Origin of the sequence: Sorangium sp. So ce124, from assembly GCF_051525235.1 — a bacterium.
Classification (GTDB): domain Bacteria; phylum Myxococcota_A; class Polyangia; order Polyangiales; family Polyangiaceae; genus Sorangium; species Sorangium atrum.
In genome coordinates, this window is the sequence record NZ_CP150312.1 from 3731056 (window position 1) to 3751794 (window position 20739).

The following is a 20739-nucleotide window of genomic DNA, read 5'->3' on the forward strand; positions in this document are numbered from 1 at the left end:
CGCGCCGCCGCGCCGGCCCGGCGGCTCGATGTGGCTCGCTCGCACACAGGCGCTGGCTCGACCTTTGAAAAGGCCTCCGCCTCAGCGCGGAGGATCATGGAGCGACGGGGTACGGGCTGGATCGATCTTCGTGGCAGGCGCAGGGGCCGCAGCGGCGGCGCGCGCCGGCGCGCGCGTGCAGATCGCACGCCTGCGCGCGATCTGCACGCGCGCGCCGGGATCGCGCGGGTGCGCGCGGAGGTAGCCGGCCTCTTCGGAGACGCTGCGCGCGCCGCGCGCATCGAGCGCGACCTCGCGGCGATCCCTGGCGTCGTATCCGCGCGGGCGAGCGCGCGCACCGGGCGGGTGCTCGTGCGCGTGGGGGAGGAGGCGGCCGACGAGGCTGCGCTCGTGCTTGGCGCCCACGCCGTGCCCGGCGCCCCGCCGCCGCCGTCCGCGCGCCGCGCCGCGCGGGCCCTGGCCGAAGGCGTGGGCGCGCTCGTGCACGCGGCGCGTCGCTGGGCGCGACCCCGCGAGAGCGCGGCGGGCGAGGGCGACCGCCGCGCGTGGCAGGCGCGGGCCTGGGTGAGCGAGGGCGCGCCGACCGGGCAGGGTGAAGGCGCGCCGACCGGGCAGGGTGAAGGCGCGCCGGCCGGGCAGGGTGAAGGCGCGCCGGCCGGGCAGGGTGAAGGCGCGCCGGCCGGGCAGGGTGAAGGCGCGCCGGCCGGGCAGGGCGGAGGCGAGCGCGCCCGCCGCGTCGACGTGGCGCTCCGCGCCCACGCGGAGGACGCGGGCGAGGTCGCCCGCGCGCTCGGCGTCGATCCGCGCGAGGGGCTCCCCGCCGCCGAGGCGCGCCGCCGCCTCCGCGCGGTCGGCCCGAACGAGCTCGCCGGCGTCGCGACCCGCTCGTCGATCGAGATCCTCGCCGGGCAGATCTTCACGGTGCCCACGGCGATGCTCCTCGGCGCGGCGGGCCTGTCGCTCGCGCTCGGCGACCTGATCGACGCCGGCGCCGTCCTCCTCGTCGTCGGCGCGAACGCCGCGATCGGCACGTACACCGAGTCGCGCGCCGAGGAGCTCCTGCACGCGTGGGGCGAGCTCCGCGTCGGGTGGGCGCGCGTCGTGCGCGACGGGCGCGAGCAGCGGCTCGCCGCCGCGGAGCTCGTGCCGGGCGACGTGCTGGCGCTGCGCGCAGGCGAGCCGGTCGCGGCGGACGCGCGCGTCGTCGACGCGCACGGCCTCGCCGCCGACGAGAGCACGCTGACCGGCGAGAGCGAGCCCGCCGAGAAGCGCGCCGCGAGGGTCGGCGGCGTCGCGCCGCTCGCCGAGCGCCGCAGCATGGTGTACGCGGGCACCACGATCGCCTCGGGCGAGGGGGCCGCGGTGGTCGTCGCGACGGGCCGGTGGACCGCGCTCGGCGACATCCAGCGCGCGCTCTCCCGCGAGTCCGATCGCACCCCGCCGCTCGAGCAGGAGCTCGCCTGGATCGGCCAGCGCCTCGCGACCTTCGCGCTCGCGAGCTCGTCGGCGGTGATGGTCGTCGGCCTCGCGCGCCGGAGGCCGCTCCACGCGCTCTTGCGGAGCGCCGTCGCGCTCGGCGTCGCCGCCATACCCGAGGGGTTCCCCACCGTGGGCACCACGGCGCTCGCGCTCGCGAGCCGCCGCCTGCGCGGCTCCGGCATTGTGATCCGCCGCCTCGCCGCGGCCGAGACGCTCGGCGCGGTGAGCGTCGTCTGCGCCGACAAGACCGGCACGCTCACCGAGAACCGGATGCAGGTGGCCGAGATCTTCCTCCCCGGCGAGGGCGCGCTGCGGGTGGAGCGCGGCGCCCGCCGGGGCGACGGCGCGGGGTCTGGGAGCCGGATCGCGCTGATCGGCGAGGACGGGCGCGAGGTCAACGCCGCCGCCCCGCGCGTGCACGCGCTCGCGCGCATCGCCGCGCTGAACGCCGACGTCGAGCTGAGCGAGGCGGGCAAGGTCGTCCAGGGCAGCGGCACCGAGCGCGCCCTCGTGGAGTTCGCGCTCGCCGCCGGCTACCCCGTGTCGGCGCGGCGCCTCGCGGCCCGGCGCGTGAGCGAGGCGCGACGCTCGGCCGAGCGCGCGTTCATGGTGACGGTCCACGACCACCCGGAGCTCGGGCACATCGAGCTCGTGAAGGGCGCGCCCGAGCAGGTCGTCGCGCGCTGCGACGCGCCGCCGCGGGGCGAGGCGGTCGGCGACGAGCGCGGCGAGGCGCTCCGGCACAACGACGCGATGGCCTCGCGGGGGCTGCGCGTGCTCGCGCTCGCCTGGCGGCAGAACGGCCGGCAGGACAACGACGCTCCGCTCGAGTTCGCCGGCCTCGTCGGCCTCCGCGACCCGCCGCGCCCCGGCGTGCGGGAGGCGCTCGAGGCCCTCTCTGGCGCCGGCATCCGCACCCTGATGCTCACGGGCGACCAGGAGCGGACCGCGCGCGCGATCGGCGCCGAGCTCGGCATCCCGCCGGACGCCGTGCACAGCCGGGTCACCCCGGAGGCCAAGCTCGAGATCGTGCGGGCGCTCCAGCAGGGCGGCGCGATCGTGGCGATGACGGGCGACGGCGTGAACGACGGCCCCGCGCTCAAGGCGGCCGACGTCGGCGTGGCCATGGGTAAGCGCGGCACGGACATCGCGCGGGCCGTGGCCGACGTGGTCCTCGCCGAGGACGATCTGCCGAGCCTCACCGCGGCGGTCAGCGAGGGCCGGCGGCTCCACGACAACGTCCGCCGGGCGATCGCCTACTTCGTCGCGACGAACGCGAGCGAGGTCCTCGCGATGCTGGTCGGCGCCCTCTGCGGCGCCTCGCCGCTCACGCCGATGCAGCTGCTCTGGATCAACCTGCTCACCGACGTGGCGCCGGCGCTCGCGCTCGCGCTCGAGCCCGCCGAGCCCGGCGTCATGCGGCGCCCTCCGCGCGACCCTGCGGCGCGGCTGCTCGGCGCGGCCGATCTCCGCGCGCTGGGCGTGGACGCGGCCGCGATGTCCGGCGCGTCGCTGTCGGCGTACGCGCTCGGCGGCCGGGCCACCGCGGGGACGAGGGCGTTCACGGCGCTGGTGACCGCGCAGCTGCTCCACATGCTGGCCTGCCGCGCCGGCGCCGGGGATCTCGCGCCCGGGGCCGCGCTCGGCCGGGAGAGCCCGCACGTGGCCCGCGCGCTCGCCGCCACGTCCGCGCTCCAGGCGCTCGCGCTCGGCTCCCGGTCCCTCGGCCGCCTGCTCGGGGCGCAGCGCCTAAGCGCCGGGGAGCTCGCGCTCGCCGTGGCCGTCGGCGCGCTGCCCGCGCTGCTCCGCGGTCCTCTGGGGCGCTCCGCGAGCGCCGGCCGCGAGATCGTGTTCGTCAACGGCAGGCGCGCGGAATCGGCATCGGCATCGAACGCGTCAGCAGAAGCCGAAGCGAAAGCAGCAGAAGCGAGAGCAGAAGAGGCAACGGACGAGGGCACAGGCGAGGGGGCGGGGGCGGCCGAGAGACCCAAGCAAGGCGTACGCGCCACGCGCGTCGCCGGGCTGCGCAAGGGAGACATGGCATCATGAAGTTCCATCCACCGTCGTTCGCCCTGGGGGTTGGCACTGCCGTCCTCCTGATGGGCAAGAAGCAGCACCTCCGGCCGGTGGTCGTCGAGATCGCGGCGCTCGGGCTCCACCTGGGCAGGCTGGGCCTCGGCTTGATCGAGCGCCAGCGGGAGCACGTCGAGGATCTCTTCGCCGAGGTCACCGAGCGGGTGCGCCAGAAGGCCGCGGGCGGGGCGCGCGGCCAGCCGGCTGCGCACAAGAGCAACGGCGCCTCGGAGCTCCACGGCGAGCCGTCGTCATGACGTCGCCGCCGGTCCTCGTCGTCCACGCCCTGGGGCGGCGCGTCCGCCTGCGCGCGCCGGCGCTGGCCGGCCATCGCCGCGTGTGCGAGCGGATCGCGGAGCAGCTCGCCGCCGATCCTGCGTGCGAGGTCGTCTCGATCCGTCCGATGACGGGCTCGGTGATCGTCGAGCGCTCCGAGGGCAGGCTCGAGCCGGAGCGGCTCCGCGCCCTGCTCGCCGGCCTGGTCGACGGGGCGCGCGACGACGACGGCCACCCGATCGGCGCGCCGCGGCCCGAGGGCCACCCTGGCCCGACGCGCGTCGCCCGCGCGGTCGCGCACGCCTTTGCCGGGATCAACGCCGATGTGCGCGAGGCGATGGATTACCGCGCGGATCTGGGCACCATCTTGCCGGTCGTCTTCGCGGCGGCGGGGCTCGCCGAGGTCGGGGCGACGCGCAGGCTGCCTGTGCCGGCCTGGTTCAACCTGCTCTGGTGGTCGCTCCGGTGGTTCATGACGTTCAACCCCGGGGCGATCTCGGAGGAGCTGCACAGCGGCGGGGCGGAGGGCCAGCCGGGCGTCGCGGGCGAGGGGCCCGGCGAAGCGGCCCCCGTATGCGACGATCTTTAGAGCGGCGGTCACCCGCTTCGGATACGGGCCCACCTCGACGTTTTCGGTGCTCAGCGCACCGGAGTGCGCTTGCGCGCCGAAAACGCCGATCTGGGCCCGTCTCCTGTGCGGGTGACCGCCGCTCTGCTCGGCGTGGTGCAGAGGTAGGCGGAGAGCGCTGTAGAGCATCGGGGGCCGCCGGGGCGGCTAGCTCGACCTTTGGCGCTGCGCGCCGACCAGGTAGATGCCGCCCATCACGGTGAGCAGGGCGCCGGCGAGGCCCTGAGTCCAGCGCGGGTTCAGGCGCGGGTTCACCACCTCGGCGAGCGCGACGGGGATCAGCGTGCTCAGCAAGACCACGGTTCGGAAAAACATCTTCCTTTCGCGGACGCCCCTCGGTCGGGGCGCTCCGGGCGCGGTCGAAGGCGGGCTCGTCGGCTCGGCGCACGGGGGCAGCGCTCGGCGGGAGCTGCCCCCGTGGCGCTCGCGCGGAGGGCAGGAGAGCGCGGGACGAGGGCATTCCGCCGGCGGGGCCAGGATTCTCGGCGGTCACCTCGCCTCGGACATCTCCTTGTGATCGCGGCGTGATCGTGTCGGTGCGCTTTCGAGCTCGTGGCGCCTCCTGTCGACCCCGACGTAAAGCGGCGATGTCTCACGATGGCTCGGGAATAGATTGAACCTTGGTGGCGGGGCGCGTACCCTCTTGGTCCGGATCGTAAGCCCCGGAAGCAGAGGGGAACACGTTGATGGTGCGACTGCAATTCCCGGTGTGGCTAGGCCTGACTGTTGCATCGCTCGCCGTGTTTCCGGGCTGTAGCTGCGGCAGTCCCGACGTGTCCGTGCCTGGGGCCGCGTCGGGGGGTGAGGGTCTCGGGGGTGCTGGCGGGGCTGGTGCAGGCGATCCTGTGGCTTCGGCGGGCGGGGGTGGCGCAGGTGGGCGGCCCGAGGTCGGGGAGCGGGGCATCGGTGCGGGCGAGATGGTCAGCGCGGGGAAGGTCGTGAGGAGTCCGAGCTATCGCATGGTCTTCACGCTCGGTCAGCCGACGCAGATGCAGGGAAAGGCGACCTCACCGAGTTACCGCGTGCAGGGCGGTCTGGTCGGGGCGAACGGGAGCTTGCCATGAACGGGATGGGACGGCGTGTCCTCGCGATGGGTGTTTTTCTCGCCGCCTCCGTCGGCCTCGTGCGCGGCGCGGCAGCCGCCGTGCCGATGCAGATATCGCATCAGGGGCGGCTCTTCACGGCCAACGGCGAGCCGGTCAATGACGTCCTCTCGGTGACGTTCGCCATCTACGCCGCCGAGGACGACGACGAGCCGCTCTGGAGCGAGGTGATCGCGCTCTCGTTCGATGAAGGCTATTTCTCCACGGTGCTCGACTTCACCGAGGAGCAGGCCGAGAAGGTCTTTGACGGCTCGGTTCGCTACATCGGAATCGCGGTCGGGGACGACCAGGAGATGGAGCCTCGCGCTTCGATAGGGAGCGTCCCGTATGCGATGGTCGCGAACAACGCCGTTGGTGAGATCACGCCGAAGCTGGTGAAGATCGGCGGCCGGGTCGTCATCGACGAGAGCGGCAACTGGGTGGGCGACTCGAGCGGCATCGCGGGGCCGAGGGGACCGACGGGTCCGACAGGGCCCGAGGGGCCGGCGGGTCCGACAGGGCCTGAGGGGCCGACAGGGCCCACGGGGCCCCAGGGATCGACGGGACCCGCGGGCGCGACAGGGCCCGAGGGGCCGGCGGGGCCGGCTGGCCTGCCCGGCGAAAGGGGACCGATGGGGCCCGAGGGACCGACGGGGCCCACGGGCGCGACAGGGCCCCAGGGGCCGATGGGCCCTGAGGGACCGATGGGCCCTGAGGGACCGATGGGCCCTGAGGGCCCGATGGGGCCTGAGGGCCCGATGGGACCCGAGGGCCCGATGGGCCCTGAGGGCCCGATGGGGCTCGATGGCCCGAGGGGACCCGAGGGGCCGACGGGGCCCCAGGGGCCGACGGGGGTGGTCGCCACGATCGCGATTGCGGGCAACATTGCTCCCCTTTTTGACGGTGGCAGCTCCGCGTATGTCTTCGTCGGCCCCCCGGGGTCGGTGACCATCACCGGCAGCCAGCGCGTGACCGGATCGGCCTCTGCGCCGCTCGGGTTGCGGTCGTCCAGCGCTGCGTTCGTCGCTCCGCTCGGCCTCTGCTACCAGCGCCGCAGCGGCGGCGAGCTGGTCAACTTCTTCGGAGGCATCTTTACGAGCCACTATTTCACGCCGACCCGCACAACCTACTCGGTCTCTGCCACGACGGTGCTGACAGAGGGCGAATGGAATGTCGGCATGTGCCTCCGCAACGAGGGGACCAGCCCGATCCAGGGATCGACCTCGACGACCGGCAACGGCTTTGTGAACGGCTGGTTCATCGTCACGAACGACTGACGGCGAGCCCGCCGTCAGGGGTCGTGAGCCCGGCGCTGCTCTCAGGAAGGCAGCCGGCCCCGTGCAGGGGTGTTTTGTCGCGGGCGCGGAGGGGACCGGTGTTCGTTCTGCTGTCAGGAAGGTGACAGACCCCATGCAGGGGTGTCCGTCACGGGGCGCGGAGAGGGCCGGCGTTCGTCCTGTTCTCACGAAGGCGGCCGGCCCCGTGCGGCGGTGTCCGCCGCGGGGCCGGGCAGCTCGGCACGACGTCCCGAGCCACCCGGAGCCTCCCTCGCCGCGCCGGCGCCTCAGGTCACCTCAGCGCGACCGGGCTCCGCGCGAGGTACTCGTCGTAGGACAGCGTCCGCAGATCCTCGATCCTCTTCGCGCGCATCGCCCCGATGACCGCCCGCGCGAGCTGGAGGTCCGTGAGGAGCGGGATGTTCGCGTCGACAGCGCGCCGCCGGATCAGGTAGCCGTCCGGACGGCCGAGCTGGTCGTACTCGCGGGGGATGTTGATCACGAGATCCACCTTCCCCTGCTCGATGGCGCTCATCGCCGTCTCTCCCTCGTCGGGCTGCTTCGCGAGGCTCGTGCACTCGAGCCCGAGCGCCCGGAGCGCCTCGGCCGTGCCCGGCGTCGCGAAGATGGGGAGCTTCAGGTGCTCGGCGATGACGCGGGCCTCGTCGGCGAACCAGTACTTGTCCTCGAGGGGCCCGAGCGAGAGCAGCACGCCCTTCTTCGGGAACCTGAAGCCGGTCGCGAGCAGCGAGTGCAGGAGCGCCTCGTGCATGTCGTCGCCGAAGCAGCCGACCTCGCCGGTGCTCGCCATCTCCACGCCGAGCATCGGATCGGCCCCCACGAGGCGCGAGAACGAGAACATCGGCGCCTTCACCCCGACGTAATCGAGGTCGAGCCCGCGGTTCTCGACCGGCTGCGACACGCCGAGCATCCTGCGCATCGCCTCCCGGACGAAGTTGTTCCCCGTGACCTTCGACACGAAGGGGAAGCTCCGCGACGCGCGCAGGTTGCACTCGATCACCTTGACCGTGTTGTGCTTGGCCAAGAACTGCATGTTGAACGGCCCGGTGATCGAGAGCGAGCGCGCCACCTGCTGGGCGATCTGCTTGATCCTGCGGATCGTCGCGATGTAGAGCGACTGCGGGGGCAGGACGAGCGTCGCGTCGCCGCTGTGGACGCCGGCGTTCTCGATGTGCTCGCTGATCGCCCAGAGGATGATCTCACCGCGATCGGCGACCGCGTCGATCTCCACCTCGCGGGCGTGGGTCTCGAACTTGGACACGACCACGGGGTAGGCGGGGGAGACGGCCTTCGCGCGGGCGAGGATGCGATCGAGCTCGTTGGGCTCGTGCGCCACGCTCATGGCCGCGCCGCTCAGCACGTAGCTCGGCCGCACGAGGACGGGGAAGCCGCCGAGCTTGTTCACGATCTCGCCCGCCTGGCCCGCGTCGACGACGTGCGCCCAGCGCGGCTGGTCGATCTCCAGCCGGTCGAGCAGATCGCTGAACTTCTTCCGGTCCTCGGCGGTGTCGATGCTCCCCGGGCTCGTGCCGAGGATGCGCGCCCCCGCCTCGTGCAGCCGGAGCGCCAGGTTGTTCGGGACCTGCCCGCCCATGCTGACCACGATGCCGTAGGGCTGCTCCCGCTCGTAGATGTCGAGCACCGTCTCGAAGCTGATCTCGTCGAAGACCAGCTTGTCGCACGTGTCGTAGTCGGTGCTGACCGTCTCCGGGTTGTAGTTCAGCATCATGGTCTCGTAGCCGAGCTCCGAGGCCGCGCGGATCGCGTTGACGCAGCACCAGTCGAACTCGACGCTCGATCCGATGCGGTAGGCGCCGGAGCCGAGCACCATGATCTTCTTCCGCCAGGACGGCGCGACGTCGGTGGCCGACGCGTGGTAGCTCGAATAGAGGTAGTTCGTCTCGGCGGGGAACTCGGCCGCGAGCGTGTCGATCTGGGCGAGGTGCGGCACGACGCCGTGCCGCTTCCTGGCCTCACGGATCGAACCCCGCGGCGCGCCGGTCAGCGTGCCGATCATCCGGTCGCTGAAGCCGAGCTGCTTCGCCTCCCGGAGGGTCGCCTCCTCGAGCGCCGGCTCCTGCGCGGCCTTGTCGGCCTGCGCGGGGACGGCGACCTTGAGCGCCTTCAGGTCCCGGTGCATCCGCACGATCGGCTCGATCTGGTTCAAGAACCACCGGTCGATCTTGGTGAGGTCGTGGATCTCGTCGACCGCCATCCCCTCCTGGAGCGCGCGGGCCACGGCGAAGATCCGGAGCGGCGTCGCGTTCTTCAGCTCGTCGCGGAGGTCCTGGAAGGTGAACGCGTCGGGGTCGAGGCCCTTCACCCCGATGTCGAGCATGCGGAGCGCCTTCTGGATGACCTCGGGGAACGTCCTGCCGATGGCCATGACCTCGCCGACGCTCTTCATCTCGCTGCCGATCCGCATCGACGCGCCGCGGAACTTGCCGAGATCCCAGCGCGGGACCTTGCAGACGAGGTAGTCGAGCGCCGGCTCGAAGAACGCGGTCGTCCTGCGGGTGATCGCGTTGGCGATCTCCGGCATGGTGTAGCCGACGGCGATCTTCGCGGCGACGTAGGCGAGCGGGTAGCCCGTCGCCTTGCTGGCGAGGGCGCTCGACCGGGAGAGGCGCGCGTTCACCTCGATGACCCGGTAATCGGCGCTGTGCGGGTCGAGCGCGTACTGGATGTTGCACTCGCCCACGATGCCGAGGTGGCGGATCGTCTTCAGCGCGACCGAGCGGAGGAGCTGGTACTCCTCGTCGTTCAGCGTCTGCGACGGGGCGACGACGATCGACTCCCCCGTATGGATCCCCATCGGGTCGAGGTTCTCCATGTTGCAGACGGTGATGCAGTTGTCGCGCCCGTCGCGGACGACCTCGTACTCGATCTCCTTCCAGCCCCGGAGGCACTCCTCGACGAGCACCTGGGGCACGCCGCCGGCGAAGCCGCGGCGCACGGCGTCCTCGAGGTCGCGCTCGCTCTCGACGATGCCGCTGCCCTTGCCGCCGAGCGCGTAGCCGCCGCGGAGCATCACGGGGAACCCGATCTCGCGCGCCGCCGCCATGGCCTCGGCCGGCGAGCGGCAGGCGCGGCTGCGGGCCGTCTTCACGCCGATCTCGTCGAGGCGCTCGATGAAGAGCCGCCGGTCCTCGGTGTCGCGGATCGCCTTGATCGGCGTGCCGAGCACCCGCACGCCGTACTTGTCGAGGATGCCCGAGTCGTGGAGCTCGAGCCCGCAGTTGAGCGCGGTCTGCCCGCCGAAGGAGAGGGCGATCGCGTCGACCTCCTCCTTGACGATGATCCGCTCGACGAACTCCGGGGTGACCGCGCAGAGGTGGATGCGGTCGGCGAGCCCCTCGCTCGTCTGGATGGTGGCGATGTTGGGGTTCACGAGGACGGTGGCGATCCCCTCTTCCTTGAGGGCCTTGATCGCCTGCGACCCCGAGTAGTCGAACTCGCCGGCCTGACCGATCTGGAGCGCGCCGGAGCCGAGCACGAGGACGCGCCGGGGTTTCTTGGGGAGATAGGCGCCGTACATGCTCAGCTCCTTCCTGCGGTGGGGGTAGAGCGGGGATCCACGGCAGCGGCCCCCGCGGTCTTGAGTCGCGAATCGGAGGACCCCTTCATCGCGCCGCAGAGGCGGAGGAAGTCGTCGAAGAGGTAGCTTGCGTCCTCGGGCCCAGGCGTCGCCTCGGGGTGGAACTGGACGCTGAAGAAGGGTCGGAGCCGCGAGCGGATGCCCTCGTTGGTGCCGTCGTTGATGTTGACGAACCAGGGCTCCCACTCGGCGGGCAGCGACTCGTGCTTCACCGCGTACCCGTGGTTCTGGCTCGTGACGTAACAGCGGCGGCTCAGGAGGTCCTGCACCGGCTGGTTCACGCCGCGGTGGCCGTACGGCAGCTTGAAGGTGTCGCCGCCGGCGGCCAGCGCGAGGATCTGGTTGCCGAGGCAGATGCCGAAGATCGGCTTCGTGTACGTGCCGAGCAGGCCGCGCAGCGCGGTGACCAGCTGGCCGAGGTCCTTGGGGTCGCCGGGGCCGTTGCCGATGAGGATGCCGTCGGCGCTCTCGGCGAGCTCGGCGATGGGCGCGTGGTAGGGGGCGCGGATGACGGTGACCCCGCGCCGCAGGAGCGAGCGGACGATGTTGTCCTTCGCGCCCGCGTCGATGAGGAGCACCTTCAGGGGGCCGCCCTCGTACGTGATGGGCTCGCGGGGCGAAACGAGGCGGAACACCTCCTCGCGCATGTCCACGGCCTCGGCCGAGCGCTTCACCCGCTCGAGGTCCATCTCGGCCGGGAACAGCCAGCCCTTCATCGTCCCGACCTCCCGGAGCCGCCGCGTCAGCGTGCGCGTGTCGATCCCCGTGATCGCCGGGATGCCCTCGCTGGCGAGCCAGGCGCCGAGCGAGCGGACCGCGGCGTGGTGGCTGTACCGCTCCACGTAGCTCTGGACCACGAGGCCCTGAACCTGGATGCGGTCGGCCTCGTAGGGCCCGTCGACGCTGCCCGCTCTGCGCGGCGCGGGCACGCCGTAGCTGCCCACGAGCGGGTACGTGATCGTCAGGATCTGGCCTCTGTACGAGGGATCCGTGAGCGTCTCGACGTACCCCGTCATGCCGGTGTTGAAGACGACCTCGCCGCTCACCGCGCGCGGGGCGCCGAAGCACCGGCCCGTCATGGTCGTCCCGTCTTCGAGTACGAGCTTCATCCGATTCGCATCCATCCTCTTTGACCGCCTGGGCCGCCGCGGCGCGGACCCTTACGCAGGAGGGGCCGTGAGCGCATGCAGCGCCGTGGGCCCATGGGGTACCAGGTCCGCGCGCACGCCGCGCGGCGGGCCGGCATCATGCTCGAGGCAAGGCGTCCAAGCACCCCCGCTCGTCGGCACCGGTTGCTCCGGCGCTCCGTCGAGGTGGGGCAGGGCGCCCGGCGTCCCGTTCTTCCACATGCCGGGGACGCCCATTTGCCGTCCCCTCGCTCCACGTCAACCACGAACTTTCGGCCGAGCTTTCTCGGCCGCTTCCAGCCCGCTTTTCGCGGCCTGTCCGGAGCGCGCCGGAGCGCGCGCGGGTCTGCTAGAGGGCCGGCGCGCGCTCGAGGTAGGCCCGCTCGAGGACGAGCACGTCCATCTTGGTCCGGAGGAAGCAGTCGAGCGCTTCCTTTGGGGTGCAAACGATCGGCTCGCTCGCGTTGAACGAGGTGTTCAGGAGGACGGGCGTGCCGGTTTGCCGGCCGAACTCGCTGATGAGCGCGTGGTAGCGCGGGTTCTCCTGGGCGGTCACCGTCTGGAGGCGCCCCGTGCCGTCGACGTGGGTCACGGCGGGGATCTCCGCGCGGCGCTCGGGCTTGATCTTGTAGACCTTGACCATGAACGGATCCGGCGAGGTCTGCTCGAAGTAGTCGCCGACGCGCTCGAGGGGGAGCGCCGGCGCGAAGGGGCGGAACAGCTCGCGGCGCTTGATCCGCTCGTTCATCACGTCCTTGATGTCCACCCGCCGCGGGTCGCAGAGGATGCTGCGGTTGCCGAGCGCGCGCGGGCCGTACTCCATCCGCCCCTGGAACCAGCCGACCACCTTGCCCTCGCTGAGCGCCCTGGCGACGCGGGGGATCAGGTCCTCGTCGGGGAGGGTCTCGAACGCGACCTGCTCCTTCCGGAGCAGCTCGTCGATGGTCTCCTGCGAGAAGGCCGGGCCGAAGTAGCTGTGCGTCTGGTGGAAGCCGCGCGGGTTGTCGAGCTTGTGGTGGTGGACGTAGAGCGCCGCGCCGAACGACGTGCCCGCGTCGCCGGCCGCGGGCTGGATGAAGACGTCGTCGAACAGCCCCTTCGGCCGGATCTTCCCGGCGGCCACGCTGTTGTAGGCGCAGCCGCCCGCGAGGGCGAGGCGCGTCGAGCCGGTGAGGTGCTTCGCCGTCGCGAGCAGCTCGAAGTACACCTCCTCGAACGCCGCCTGGGTCGAGGCCGCGATCGCCATGAAGCGATCTTCCATCCGGCTCTTCGGGCTGCGGGCGGGGCCGAGCAGGTCGATCAGGCGCTCGGAGTGGATGGGGCCGTAGCGCGGCTCGCCCTCCCACGTCATCGCGATGCCCTTCGTGTGGTGCTGGAAGTACTCGAGCCCGAGCTCGAACGCCCCGTCCTTGACGCGCACCACCTGCCGGAGCTTGTCGAGCAGATCCGGCTGGCCGTAAGCCGACAGCCCCATGACCTTGTACTCGTCGCCGAACTTCGGGAAGCCGAGGTACTGCGTCAGGCCCGAGTAGAACAGCCCGAGCGAGTGCGGGAAGCCGACGCGCCGGAGGATCTCCAGCTTGTTGCCGCGGCCGCGCGCCCACATCGTGCTGACGAAGTCGCCGAAGGCGTCGATGGACAGGACCGCCGCCTCATCGAAGCCCGAGGGGAAGAACGCGGAGGCGAGGTGCGCGCGGTGGTGCTCGACGCTGTGCGACGCGGCGCGGATGCGCTTCGGATCGACGCCGAGCGCGGCGCCGAGGTGCACCTTCGGGTCGCTCGCGCCGAGCGAGCCCTTGAGGAGCCCTGCCGGCGAGCGCCGCGTCAGCGCGTAGAGGAGCTTGTCGCCGAGGTGCGCCCTCGTGTCGCGGCTGATCGCGATGTGATCGATGTCCTCGACCCGCGCGCCGGCGGCGCCGAGGCAGTACTCGACCGCGAGCCGCGGGAAGCCCGCGCAGTGCTTGATCCTGCTGAACCGCTCCTCCTCCGCCGCCGCGACGAGCTGGCCGTCGACGAGCAGGGCGGCCGACGCATCGCCGTGATAGGCGTTGATCCCGAGGATGAGCATGGCTCCGCCATCTTCCGGCGCCCCCGCGCGAGGGTCAAGGCGAGCCCTCCGCGCGAGCGCGGCGTGATGGAGCGCGGGTTCGTGACGTAATTTCGGCGGTCGCGTGGCAATGCGGCGCGTTGCAGGCAATGCCACCCGCTGCGCGGCAATGCGGCGCGCAGCGCGGCATGGCGCGGCGTGCGCTCAGATCTCCGCGAGGCGGATGGCCTCGAGGCGATCGCCCGCGTCGATGCGCTCCCGATCGGCCGGCACGAGGACGAGCGCGTCGGCCTCGGCGAAGCTCGTGACGGCGCCCGACGCCTGGTTCGCGGCGATGCGGGCGACGAGCTCGCCGCTCGAGACGTCGAGGCGGGTGCGGAGGAACTCGGCGCGACCGGTCTGGCGCCTGAGCGCGCTGTCCGCGCGGACGATCACGCGGGGGGGCCGCGGCGCCGCGTCGCCCTGGAGCGCGCGGAGCAGCGGCACGCCGAAGAGGACGAACGTGAGCGAGGCCGAGGCCGGATTGCCTGGCAACCCGAGCACGTGGACGACGCCGCACCGCGAGAGCTCGGCGCGCCCCACCGCGAGCGGCTTGCCCGGCTTGATGGCGACGCGCCAGAAATCGAGCGACACGCCGGCTGCCTCGAGCGCGGGGCGGACGATGTCGTGGTCGCCGACGCTCACGCCGCCGACGGTCACCACGAGATCGGACCCGCGCAGCGCCGTCGACACCGCCTCGGCGGCGCGCGCCGCGTCATCGGGGACGAACGGCGAGACGCGGACCGCAGCGCCCGCCGCGCGCGCGGTCGCGGCGATGAAGTAGCTGTTCGACTCCGGGATCGTGCCGGCGGGGCCTGGCGAGCCGGGCGCGCGCAGCTCGTCGCCGGAGCACATCACCGTGACCACGGGGCGGCGCGCGACGAGGACGCTCGGGCGATCGAGCGCGGCCGCGAGCGCGACCTTCCCCGGCGTGAGCCGCGCCCCTCGGCGCAGCGGGACGGCGCCCTCCGCGAGGTCCGCGCCACGGCGGCGCACCCAGGCGCCCGCTCGCGGCGCTTCCTGCAGGGTGATCTCGTCGCCGCTGCGCACGGCGTCCTCCTGCGGCGCGATCGCGTCGGCGCCGGGCGGCAGCCGCGCGCCGGTGAAGATCCGACACGCCGTGCCCGGGTGGAGCGCCGGCAGCGGGCGGCCGGCCGCGCTCTCGCCGCGGACGGGCAGCCTGAAGGGCCCGCTGCCCGCGAGGTCGGCCGAGGCGACGGCGAAGCCGTCCATCGCGCTGTAGTCGAAGGCCGGCATCGCGTCGGCGGCCGCGATGTCCTCGGCAAGCACGCGCCCTGCCGCGTCGTCGAGCGGCACCCGCTCGGGGCCGACCGGGACCGCGGTCGCGAGCAGACGATCGAGCGCCTCTTCGAAGGGGATCATCCGCGCTGCTCCTCGCCCTGCGCGGGCTGCGGGTGTCGGTGGTGGTGCCCGCCCTTGCCGGACGCCAGCGTGACCGCGTGCGCGAGGACGGGGCCGATGATCTGCGTGACGGCGAGCTCCACCGCCTTCGGGCTGCCGGGCAGCGCGATCACCACGAGCCCTCGCGCGACGCCCGCCGCGGCGCGCGACAGGATTGCGTTCGGCCCGATGGCGTCCCAGCTCAGGCGCCGGAACGCCTCGCCGAAGCCGTCGAGCGTCTTCTCGAAGAGCGGCGCGAGCGCCTCGAGGGTCCGGTCGCGCGGGGCGATCCCGGTCCCGCCTGTGGTGACGACCGCGTCGGCCGAGCCGGCGTCCGCGATCTGGACGATCGCGGCTCGCAGCAGCTCGGGCTCCTCGCGGACGACGGCGTGGGATGTCACGGAGAAGCCGGCGCGCTTCAGGAGCTCGCCGAGGAGCTGTCCGCCCTCGTCATCGTCGAGGGTGCGGGTGTCACTGAGCGTCAGCGTGGCGACGCGCACGGGGGAGCGGCTCATGCGGCAGATTTACGCCTGTCCCCGGCGGTTGGCGAACTCTTGACGACACCGGCGCGACGTCGCGGCCGACTTCGCGCGAGCGCGACGGCGCTACGGCGCTACGGCGCTACGGCCGACGAGCGAAGGCGGCCTCGCTGCGTCCCTGGCGCCCCCGCCGCGCCCAGCGAGCCGTCCGCGGCGCGCGGCGGGGCCTTGTCGCTCCGACGTCATCGACGGCGGATGGCTTTCGCCTCGTCGCTGCGCTAGGGGAGCGTCGTGTCAGGCCCTCTGATCCCTTACATCGAGCTCCCCGAGATCCCGCTCGCTTTCCTGGAGCACATCCCGCTCGTGGGGCAGCTCATCGACCCGGCGAAGCCGCCGTCGATCAAGCCGTTCGGCACGCTGGTGGCGCTCGGCGTCTACATCGGCGCCATGGTCGCCACGCGGCACGCCCGCGAGCGGCGCCTCGACGAAAAGAAGATGAGCGAGTTCATCTTCTGGGTCGTGGCGGCCGGGTTCATCGGCGGGCACGTCCTCGACGCGATCTTCTATCACCCGCAGCGCGTCGCCCGGGATCCTCTCTATCTCTTCGCGCTCTGGGACGGCCTGTCGAGCTTCGGCGGCTTCACCGGCGCGCTGATCGGCGCCGTCTCGTGGCGCTTCTATCGCCGCGAGCGGATCCTGCCCTACTGCGAGGTCGTCAACAGCGCGTTTCCGCTCGCGTGGGTCTTCGGGCGCGCAGGCTGCGCGTCGGTCCACGATCATCCGGGCCGCATGTCCGACGCATGGTTCGCTGTCCAATACCCGCTCGGGACGGGGCACGTCGGCCGGTTCGATCTCGGCCTGTATGAGTGTGTGCTCGCGATCCCGCTCGCGATCGCGTTCGTGGTGCTCTGGCGCCGGAACCCCCATCGCCCGCTCGGCTTCTACACGGGGATCATGTGCACCGCGTACGCCCCGGTGCGGTTCGCGCTGGATTTCCTGCGCGAGCGGGAGGGCACGGTCGTCGGCGGCGATCCGCGCTATGGCGGTCTCACTCCGGCGCAGTGGGCCTGCTTCGGTCTGTTCGCGGTGGGGCTCTATTTCCTGCGCATGGCGGCCCGCGGCGAGCCGTCGAGCGCCGGCGCGGACCCGCTGGACGGCTCGCCGCGCGTCGCCGACGACGACCCGTCCGACGAGGACGATGAGCCCGAGGCGTCTCGGGCCTCCCGCGCCCGGGCCGAAAGGTGAGCCCGCAGCTGGGCGCCGTGGACCGTCCGTTTCGGAGCTCGGACAGATCCACGCCGCGCGATGCGCTCATGCGCTGGTCGGCGCTGGAGCGCTCGGCCCTCCCGAGCGCCGGGCGTCCCGAGCGCCGGCCTGGCGACGCCCGCCTGTGACGGAGCGCGCGCTGCGGAGCCCCTGATCGCCTGGACCTGCGCCCCCGGTCTTCCGGCCCGGCGCTCGCGTGAGGGGCGTAAGGCCCCCGAGGCGCGTGGGGGCCCGGGACAGCTCCTTCCGGGCCTTCATTTGGCTCGCCCGCCCGTGGCGGGTCCCTTGACGCGCCTGGGGCGCCAGATATCGTGGGGTGGAGTTTGCACCAGAGGGTCGGCCCGCCGACCTTCGCTCGATTGAGCTCGGTCGCTCCTTCCGCCGACGGAGGGGCGATCGAGGCGCGCTCGCGAAAGGCTCCGCATCATCGACATCGATCACGGAGCGAGTGGACCAAAATAAGAGGGAACGCAGGGGCCAACCCCAGGTTTTTCTACAATGGCTGAAGATTCGCGTAAGTTGTTCGTGGCGGGCTTGCCCGACTCCATCACCGAAGACGTTTTGCGGCAGCTCTTCGAGGCCACCGGCGGCAACGTCGTCGAGGTCAGTCTTCCGAAAGATCGCGCGACCGGTCGGCCGCGCGGTTTCGGTTTCGTCACACTCTCGACGACCGGCGAAGCCAACGCCGCGCGCGAGTCGCTCGACGGTTCATTTCAGGGCGGCAAGTCCATCTCAGTCCGCCCCTTCCAGGCCGAGCCGCCGCGGCGCGAGGGGCGCCCGATGGGCCCCGGCGGTGGTCCCGGCGCTGGCCCCGGTGGCCCTGGCGGCGGTGGCGGTATGGGCGGCGGCGGCCCGGCTGCAGCGCCTGATCGCACCCTCTACGTCGGCAATCTCCCCTACGACGCGAGCGTCGAGGAAGTCGAGGGGCTCATCGGCGCGACGGGCGCCGGTCCGGTGGTGCGGGTCCACCTCCCCATGGATCCTGACGGTCGCAAGCGCGGGTTCGGCTTCGTGACGATGGCGAGCGCCGAGGCGGCGCGCGCCGCGATCGATGCTCTGCGCGGCGTGGACGTGCGCGGTCGTCGGCTCGTCGTCAACCTCGCTCACCCGAAGGGTGAGCGGCCGGCGCGCGAGGACCGCCCGGGCGGCTTTGGCGGTGGAGGCGGCGGCTTCGGCGGTGGTGGTGGCGGCTTCGGCGGCGGCGGCGGCGGCTTTGGTGGTGGCGGCGGCGGCTTCGCCGGTGGTGGTGGTGGCGGCGGAGCTCCTCCGCCGCCTGCGCGCAAGACGTTCGATGATCGCCGGCGGCGCGGCGGTCACGACGGGGATGGTCCTCCCGGCGGCGGTGGCGGCGCCGGTGGTGGTGGCGGCCGGCGCAGCAACAACAAGAACTGGGATCGCGGCCGGACCGGTGACGACTGGGACGACGAATGAGCGCTCCCGGTTGACAACTGCATCGTTTCTCGTAGGGTAGCGCCCTCCAGACGGGCGGTCGGGCGTCGCTGATCCGGCACACGTCCTCTGGTGCCCCCCGCCGGTTGCGGTGCTAGCGCTTCCCGTGCTGCCCGTGCCTAGGTTCAACCAGGGCCGCCTGTGGAAACAGGTCGGCCCTGTCTTCGGAGACCTCCGATGCGCGACATCATCAAGCTGACGTGCGGCAACTGCGGCCGCGCGAACTACCACACGACGAAGAACAAGCGGACGATGACGGACAAGTTCGTCATCAAGAAGTTCTGCCCGACCGAGCGCAAGCACACCGAGCACAAAGAAGGCAAGATCTCGAAGGGCTAGGCCACGCTGCACCGCTGGCCGCTGCCGCCGGGCCCGCGCGAGCGGGCCTCGGGTCGGGCTGCTGCGTCCTCCGTGGTGCTCGGCTTAACCTCTTTCCTTTCTAGGGCGAAGCGATGATCTTCGACTGGCTCTACGGCCTGTTCTCGAACGATCTCGCGATCGATCTCGGCACCGCAACCACCCTCATCTACGTGAAGGGCAAGGGCATCGTGTCATGCGAGCCCTCGGTGGTCGCCGTCCAGCGCGATGCTCGCGGCGGCAAGAAGGTGCTCGCCGTCGGCCGCGAGGCGAAGGAGATGCTCGGTCGCACCCCAGGCAACATCCAGGCGGTGCGACCTCTGCGCGACGGCGTCATCGCCGACTTCGAGATCACCGAGGCGATGCTCCGGTATTTCATCGCGCGCGCGCACAACCGCCGCACGCTCGTCAAGCCGCGCATCATCATCTGCGTCCCCTTCGGCATCACCGAGGTCGAGAAGCGGGCGGTGAAGGAGAGCGCCGAGGGCGCTGGCGCGCGCGAGGTCTACCTCATCGAGGAGCCGATGGCGGCGGCGATCGGCGCCGGGCTGCCGATCACCGAGCCGAGCGGCAACATGGTCGTCGACATCGGCGGCGGCACGACCGAGGTCGCCGTGATCTCCCTCGCCGGCATCGTCTACTCGCAGAGCGTGCGCGTCGGCGGCGACAAGATGGACGAGTCGATCATGGCGTACATGAAGCGCAAGTACAACATGGCCATCGGCGAGCAGACCGCGGAGCGCATCAAGATCACGATCGGCAACGCGTACCCGCTCGAGCAGCAGCTCACGATGGAGGTCAAGGGGCGCGACATGGTCGCGGGCATCCCCAAGACGGTCGTCGTCAACTCGGACGAGATCCGCGACTCGCTGAGCGAGCCGACGAACGCCATCGTGGACGCCGTGCTCATCGCGCTGGAGCGCACGCCGCCCGAGCTGGCGGCCGACATCGTCGACAAGGGCATCGTGCTCACCGGCGGCGGCTCGCTCCTCAAGAACCTCGACGTGCTCCTCCGCGAGGAGACGGGGTTGCCCGTGATGGTGTGCGACGACCCGATCAGCGCCGTGGTGCTCGGCAGCGGCAAGGCGCTGGATCACCTCGAGCTCTTGAAAGAGGTCACGATCAGCTGAGGGTCGTCTTCGTGTCCCGCCCGTGAGCACGCCGGCGGGGGTGTTTGCGGCGCGCGGCGAGCCGCCCCGCGCCGGGGTGGGCGCCGCGCGCGGCGTCGAGAGGGGTGGCCTCGCGGGGCGCCTCGTACTACCTGGGTCCGGGAGCCACGGTGAACCTCAAACGCTACCGCGACTTCGTGATCGTGCTGTTGGCGCTCGCGGTGCCGTTCTGGTTCCTGCGCGCCAGCATGCGCGACCCCAAGCAGAACACGGGGGCCGACCGGATCATCATCGGCATCGCGGCGCCGATCCAGTACGCGGCCGCGACGCTGGCGCGTGGGATCTCGAACCTCTGGGGCGACTACATCTACCTGGTCGACGTCAAGGAAGACAACGCCAGGCAGGCCTCGCAGGTCGCCCGCCTCCGAGAGCGGGTGCGGAAGCTCGAGGCGCTCGAGGAAGAGAACCGCCGCCTGCGCAGGCTGCTCGACCTGCGCCAGAGCCTCCGGACCGACGTGGTGAGCGCCCAGGTCGTCGGCAAGAGCACCAACGATTTCTTCCGGGTCGTTCGCGTCACGCTCGATCGCGAGGCGCGGGACATCGTCTCCAACTTGCCGGTCCTCTCCGCGGACGGCGTGGTCGGCACCACGCTGAAGAGCGCCGGCGACACGGTCGACGTGCGGCTCGTCGTCGACGGGGGTAGCGGCGTCGACGTGGTGGTCGAGCGCACCGGCGCGCGCGGCTTCGTCCGCGGAACGGGCGACGAGAGCAAGTACTCCTGCAACGTCGAGTACGTGCAGCGCACCGACGAGATCGAGGTCGGCGACCTCCTCGTGACGAGCGGCGTCGGCCGGCGCTTCCCGAAGGGGATCCCGGTCGGGACCGTGACGCAGGTCGTCCGCCGCGACTTCGGCATTTACCAGCAGGTGTACGTCGCGCCCGCGGTCGATTTCTCGCGCCTGGAGGAGGTGCTCATCGTGACGACGACGCCGCCGGAGGAGACGCCGCCCCAGGCGCAGCGGAGGTGACGC

At 72.1% G+C, this 20739-nt stretch carries 15 protein-coding genes; 9 read left to right on the forward strand and 6 right to left on the reverse strand.

The genetic code is table 11. From position 1 onward, the window contains the following. Positions 1-96 precede the first annotated feature (96 nt). From WMF19_RS14185 to WMF19_RS14195, 3 genes are read left to right on the forward strand one after another with little or no spacing between them, the layout of a single operon-like run. On the forward strand, positions 97-3528 hold the full coding sequence (locus WMF19_RS14185; protein ID WP_437899611.1) for an HAD-IC family P-type ATPase: 3432 nt from the start codon (positions 97-99) through the stop codon (positions 3526-3528). Beyond that, positions 3525-3809 (forward strand): hypothetical protein, encoded by a 285-nt coding sequence (locus tag WMF19_RS14190; RefSeq protein WP_437899612.1) that lies wholly within the window; start codon positions 3525-3527, stop codon positions 3807-3809. Before WMF19_RS14185 ends, WMF19_RS14190 begins: the two co-directional genes overlap by 4 nt. Next, positions 3806-4417 (forward strand): HMA2 domain-containing protein, encoded by a 612-nt coding sequence (locus tag WMF19_RS14195; RefSeq protein WP_437899613.1) that lies wholly within the window; start codon positions 3806-3808, stop codon positions 4415-4417. Before WMF19_RS14190 ends, WMF19_RS14195 begins: the two co-directional genes overlap by 4 nt. A gap of 186 nt (positions 4418-4603) precedes the next feature. On the opposite strand, the gene WMF19_RS14200 is transcribed toward WMF19_RS14195, so the two are convergent. After that, positions 4604-4756, reverse strand: coding sequence for a hypothetical protein (locus tag WMF19_RS14200; protein ID WP_437899614.1), 153 nt, complete (start codon positions 4754-4756; stop codon positions 4604-4606). Between the two features lie 760 nt (positions 4757-5516). Between WMF19_RS14200 and WMF19_RS14205 the strand changes: the two genes are divergently transcribed. Beyond that, positions 5517-6815 (forward strand): collagen-like protein, encoded by a 1299-nt coding sequence (locus WMF19_RS14205; protein ID WP_437899615.1) that lies wholly within the window; start codon positions 5517-5519, stop codon positions 6813-6815. Between the two features lie 292 nt (positions 6816-7107). Here WMF19_RS14205 and carB read toward each other — a convergent pair whose 3' ends face one another. From carB to WMF19_RS14230, 5 genes are all read right to left on the reverse strand, one after another. Further along, a complete protein-coding gene (gene carB / locus WMF19_RS14210) occupies positions 7108-10374 on the reverse strand; it encodes a carbamoyl-phosphate synthase (glutamine-hydrolyzing) large subunit (protein WP_437899616.1) in 3267 nt (1088 codons plus the stop codon). 2 nt (positions 10375-10376) lie between these two features. Further along, on the reverse strand, positions 10377-11543 hold the full coding sequence (gene carA, locus WMF19_RS14215) for a glutamine-hydrolyzing carbamoyl-phosphate synthase small subunit (RefSeq protein ID WP_437329132.1): 1167 nt from the start codon (positions 11541-11543) through the stop codon (positions 10377-10379). Between the two features lie 367 nt (positions 11544-11910). Continuing rightward, positions 11911-13629, reverse strand: coding sequence for a carbamoyltransferase family protein (locus WMF19_RS14220; RefSeq protein ID WP_437899617.1), 1719 nt, complete (start codon positions 13627-13629; stop codon positions 11911-11913). A gap of 183 nt (positions 13630-13812) precedes the next feature. Then, positions 13813-15030 (reverse strand): molybdopterin molybdotransferase MoeA, encoded by a 1218-nt coding sequence (locus WMF19_RS14225; RefSeq protein ID WP_437899618.1) that lies wholly within the window; start codon positions 15028-15030, stop codon positions 13813-13815. Further along, the gene (locus WMF19_RS14230; protein WP_437899619.1) at positions 15027-15563 is read right to left on the reverse strand and encodes a MogA/MoaB family molybdenum cofactor biosynthesis protein; all 537 of its coding nucleotides are present in this window, start codon (positions 15561-15563) and stop codon (positions 15027-15029) included. The genes WMF19_RS14225 and WMF19_RS14230 overlap by 4 nt, the downstream gene beginning before the upstream one ends. A gap of 255 nt (positions 15564-15818) precedes the next feature. On the opposite strand from WMF19_RS14230, the gene WMF19_RS14235 reads away from it, so the two are divergent. The 5 genes from WMF19_RS14235 to mreC all read left to right on the forward strand — a co-directional run bounded on the left by WMF19_RS14235 (position 15819) and on the right by mreC (position 20736). Beyond that, complete coding sequence (locus WMF19_RS14235) at positions 15819-16772, forward strand: prolipoprotein diacylglyceryl transferase (protein WP_437899620.1); 954 nt, start codon at positions 15819-15821, stop codon at positions 16770-16772. Between the two features lie 519 nt (positions 16773-17291). Next, positions 17292-18224 carry an RNA recognition motif domain-containing protein gene (locus WMF19_RS14240; RefSeq protein ID WP_437899621.1) on the forward strand — a complete coding sequence of 311 codons (933 nt, stop codon included), beginning with the start codon at positions 17292-17294 and terminating at the stop codon, positions 18222-18224. 195 nt (positions 18225-18419) lie between these two features. After that, positions 18420-18581 (forward strand): 50S ribosomal protein L33, encoded by a 162-nt coding sequence (gene rpmG / locus WMF19_RS14245; RefSeq protein WP_012235039.1) that lies wholly within the window; start codon positions 18420-18422, stop codon positions 18579-18581. Between the two features lie 113 nt (positions 18582-18694). Next, positions 18695-19729 (forward strand): rod shape-determining protein, encoded by a 1035-nt coding sequence (locus tag WMF19_RS14250; protein ID WP_276598056.1) that lies wholly within the window; start codon positions 18695-18697, stop codon positions 19727-19729. A 149-nt stretch (positions 19730-19878) separates the two neighbouring features. Continuing rightward, positions 19879-20736, forward strand: coding sequence for a rod shape-determining protein MreC (gene mreC / locus WMF19_RS14255; protein WP_437899622.1), 858 nt, complete (start codon positions 19879-19881; stop codon positions 20734-20736). Positions 20737-20739: the final 3 nt, after the last annotated feature.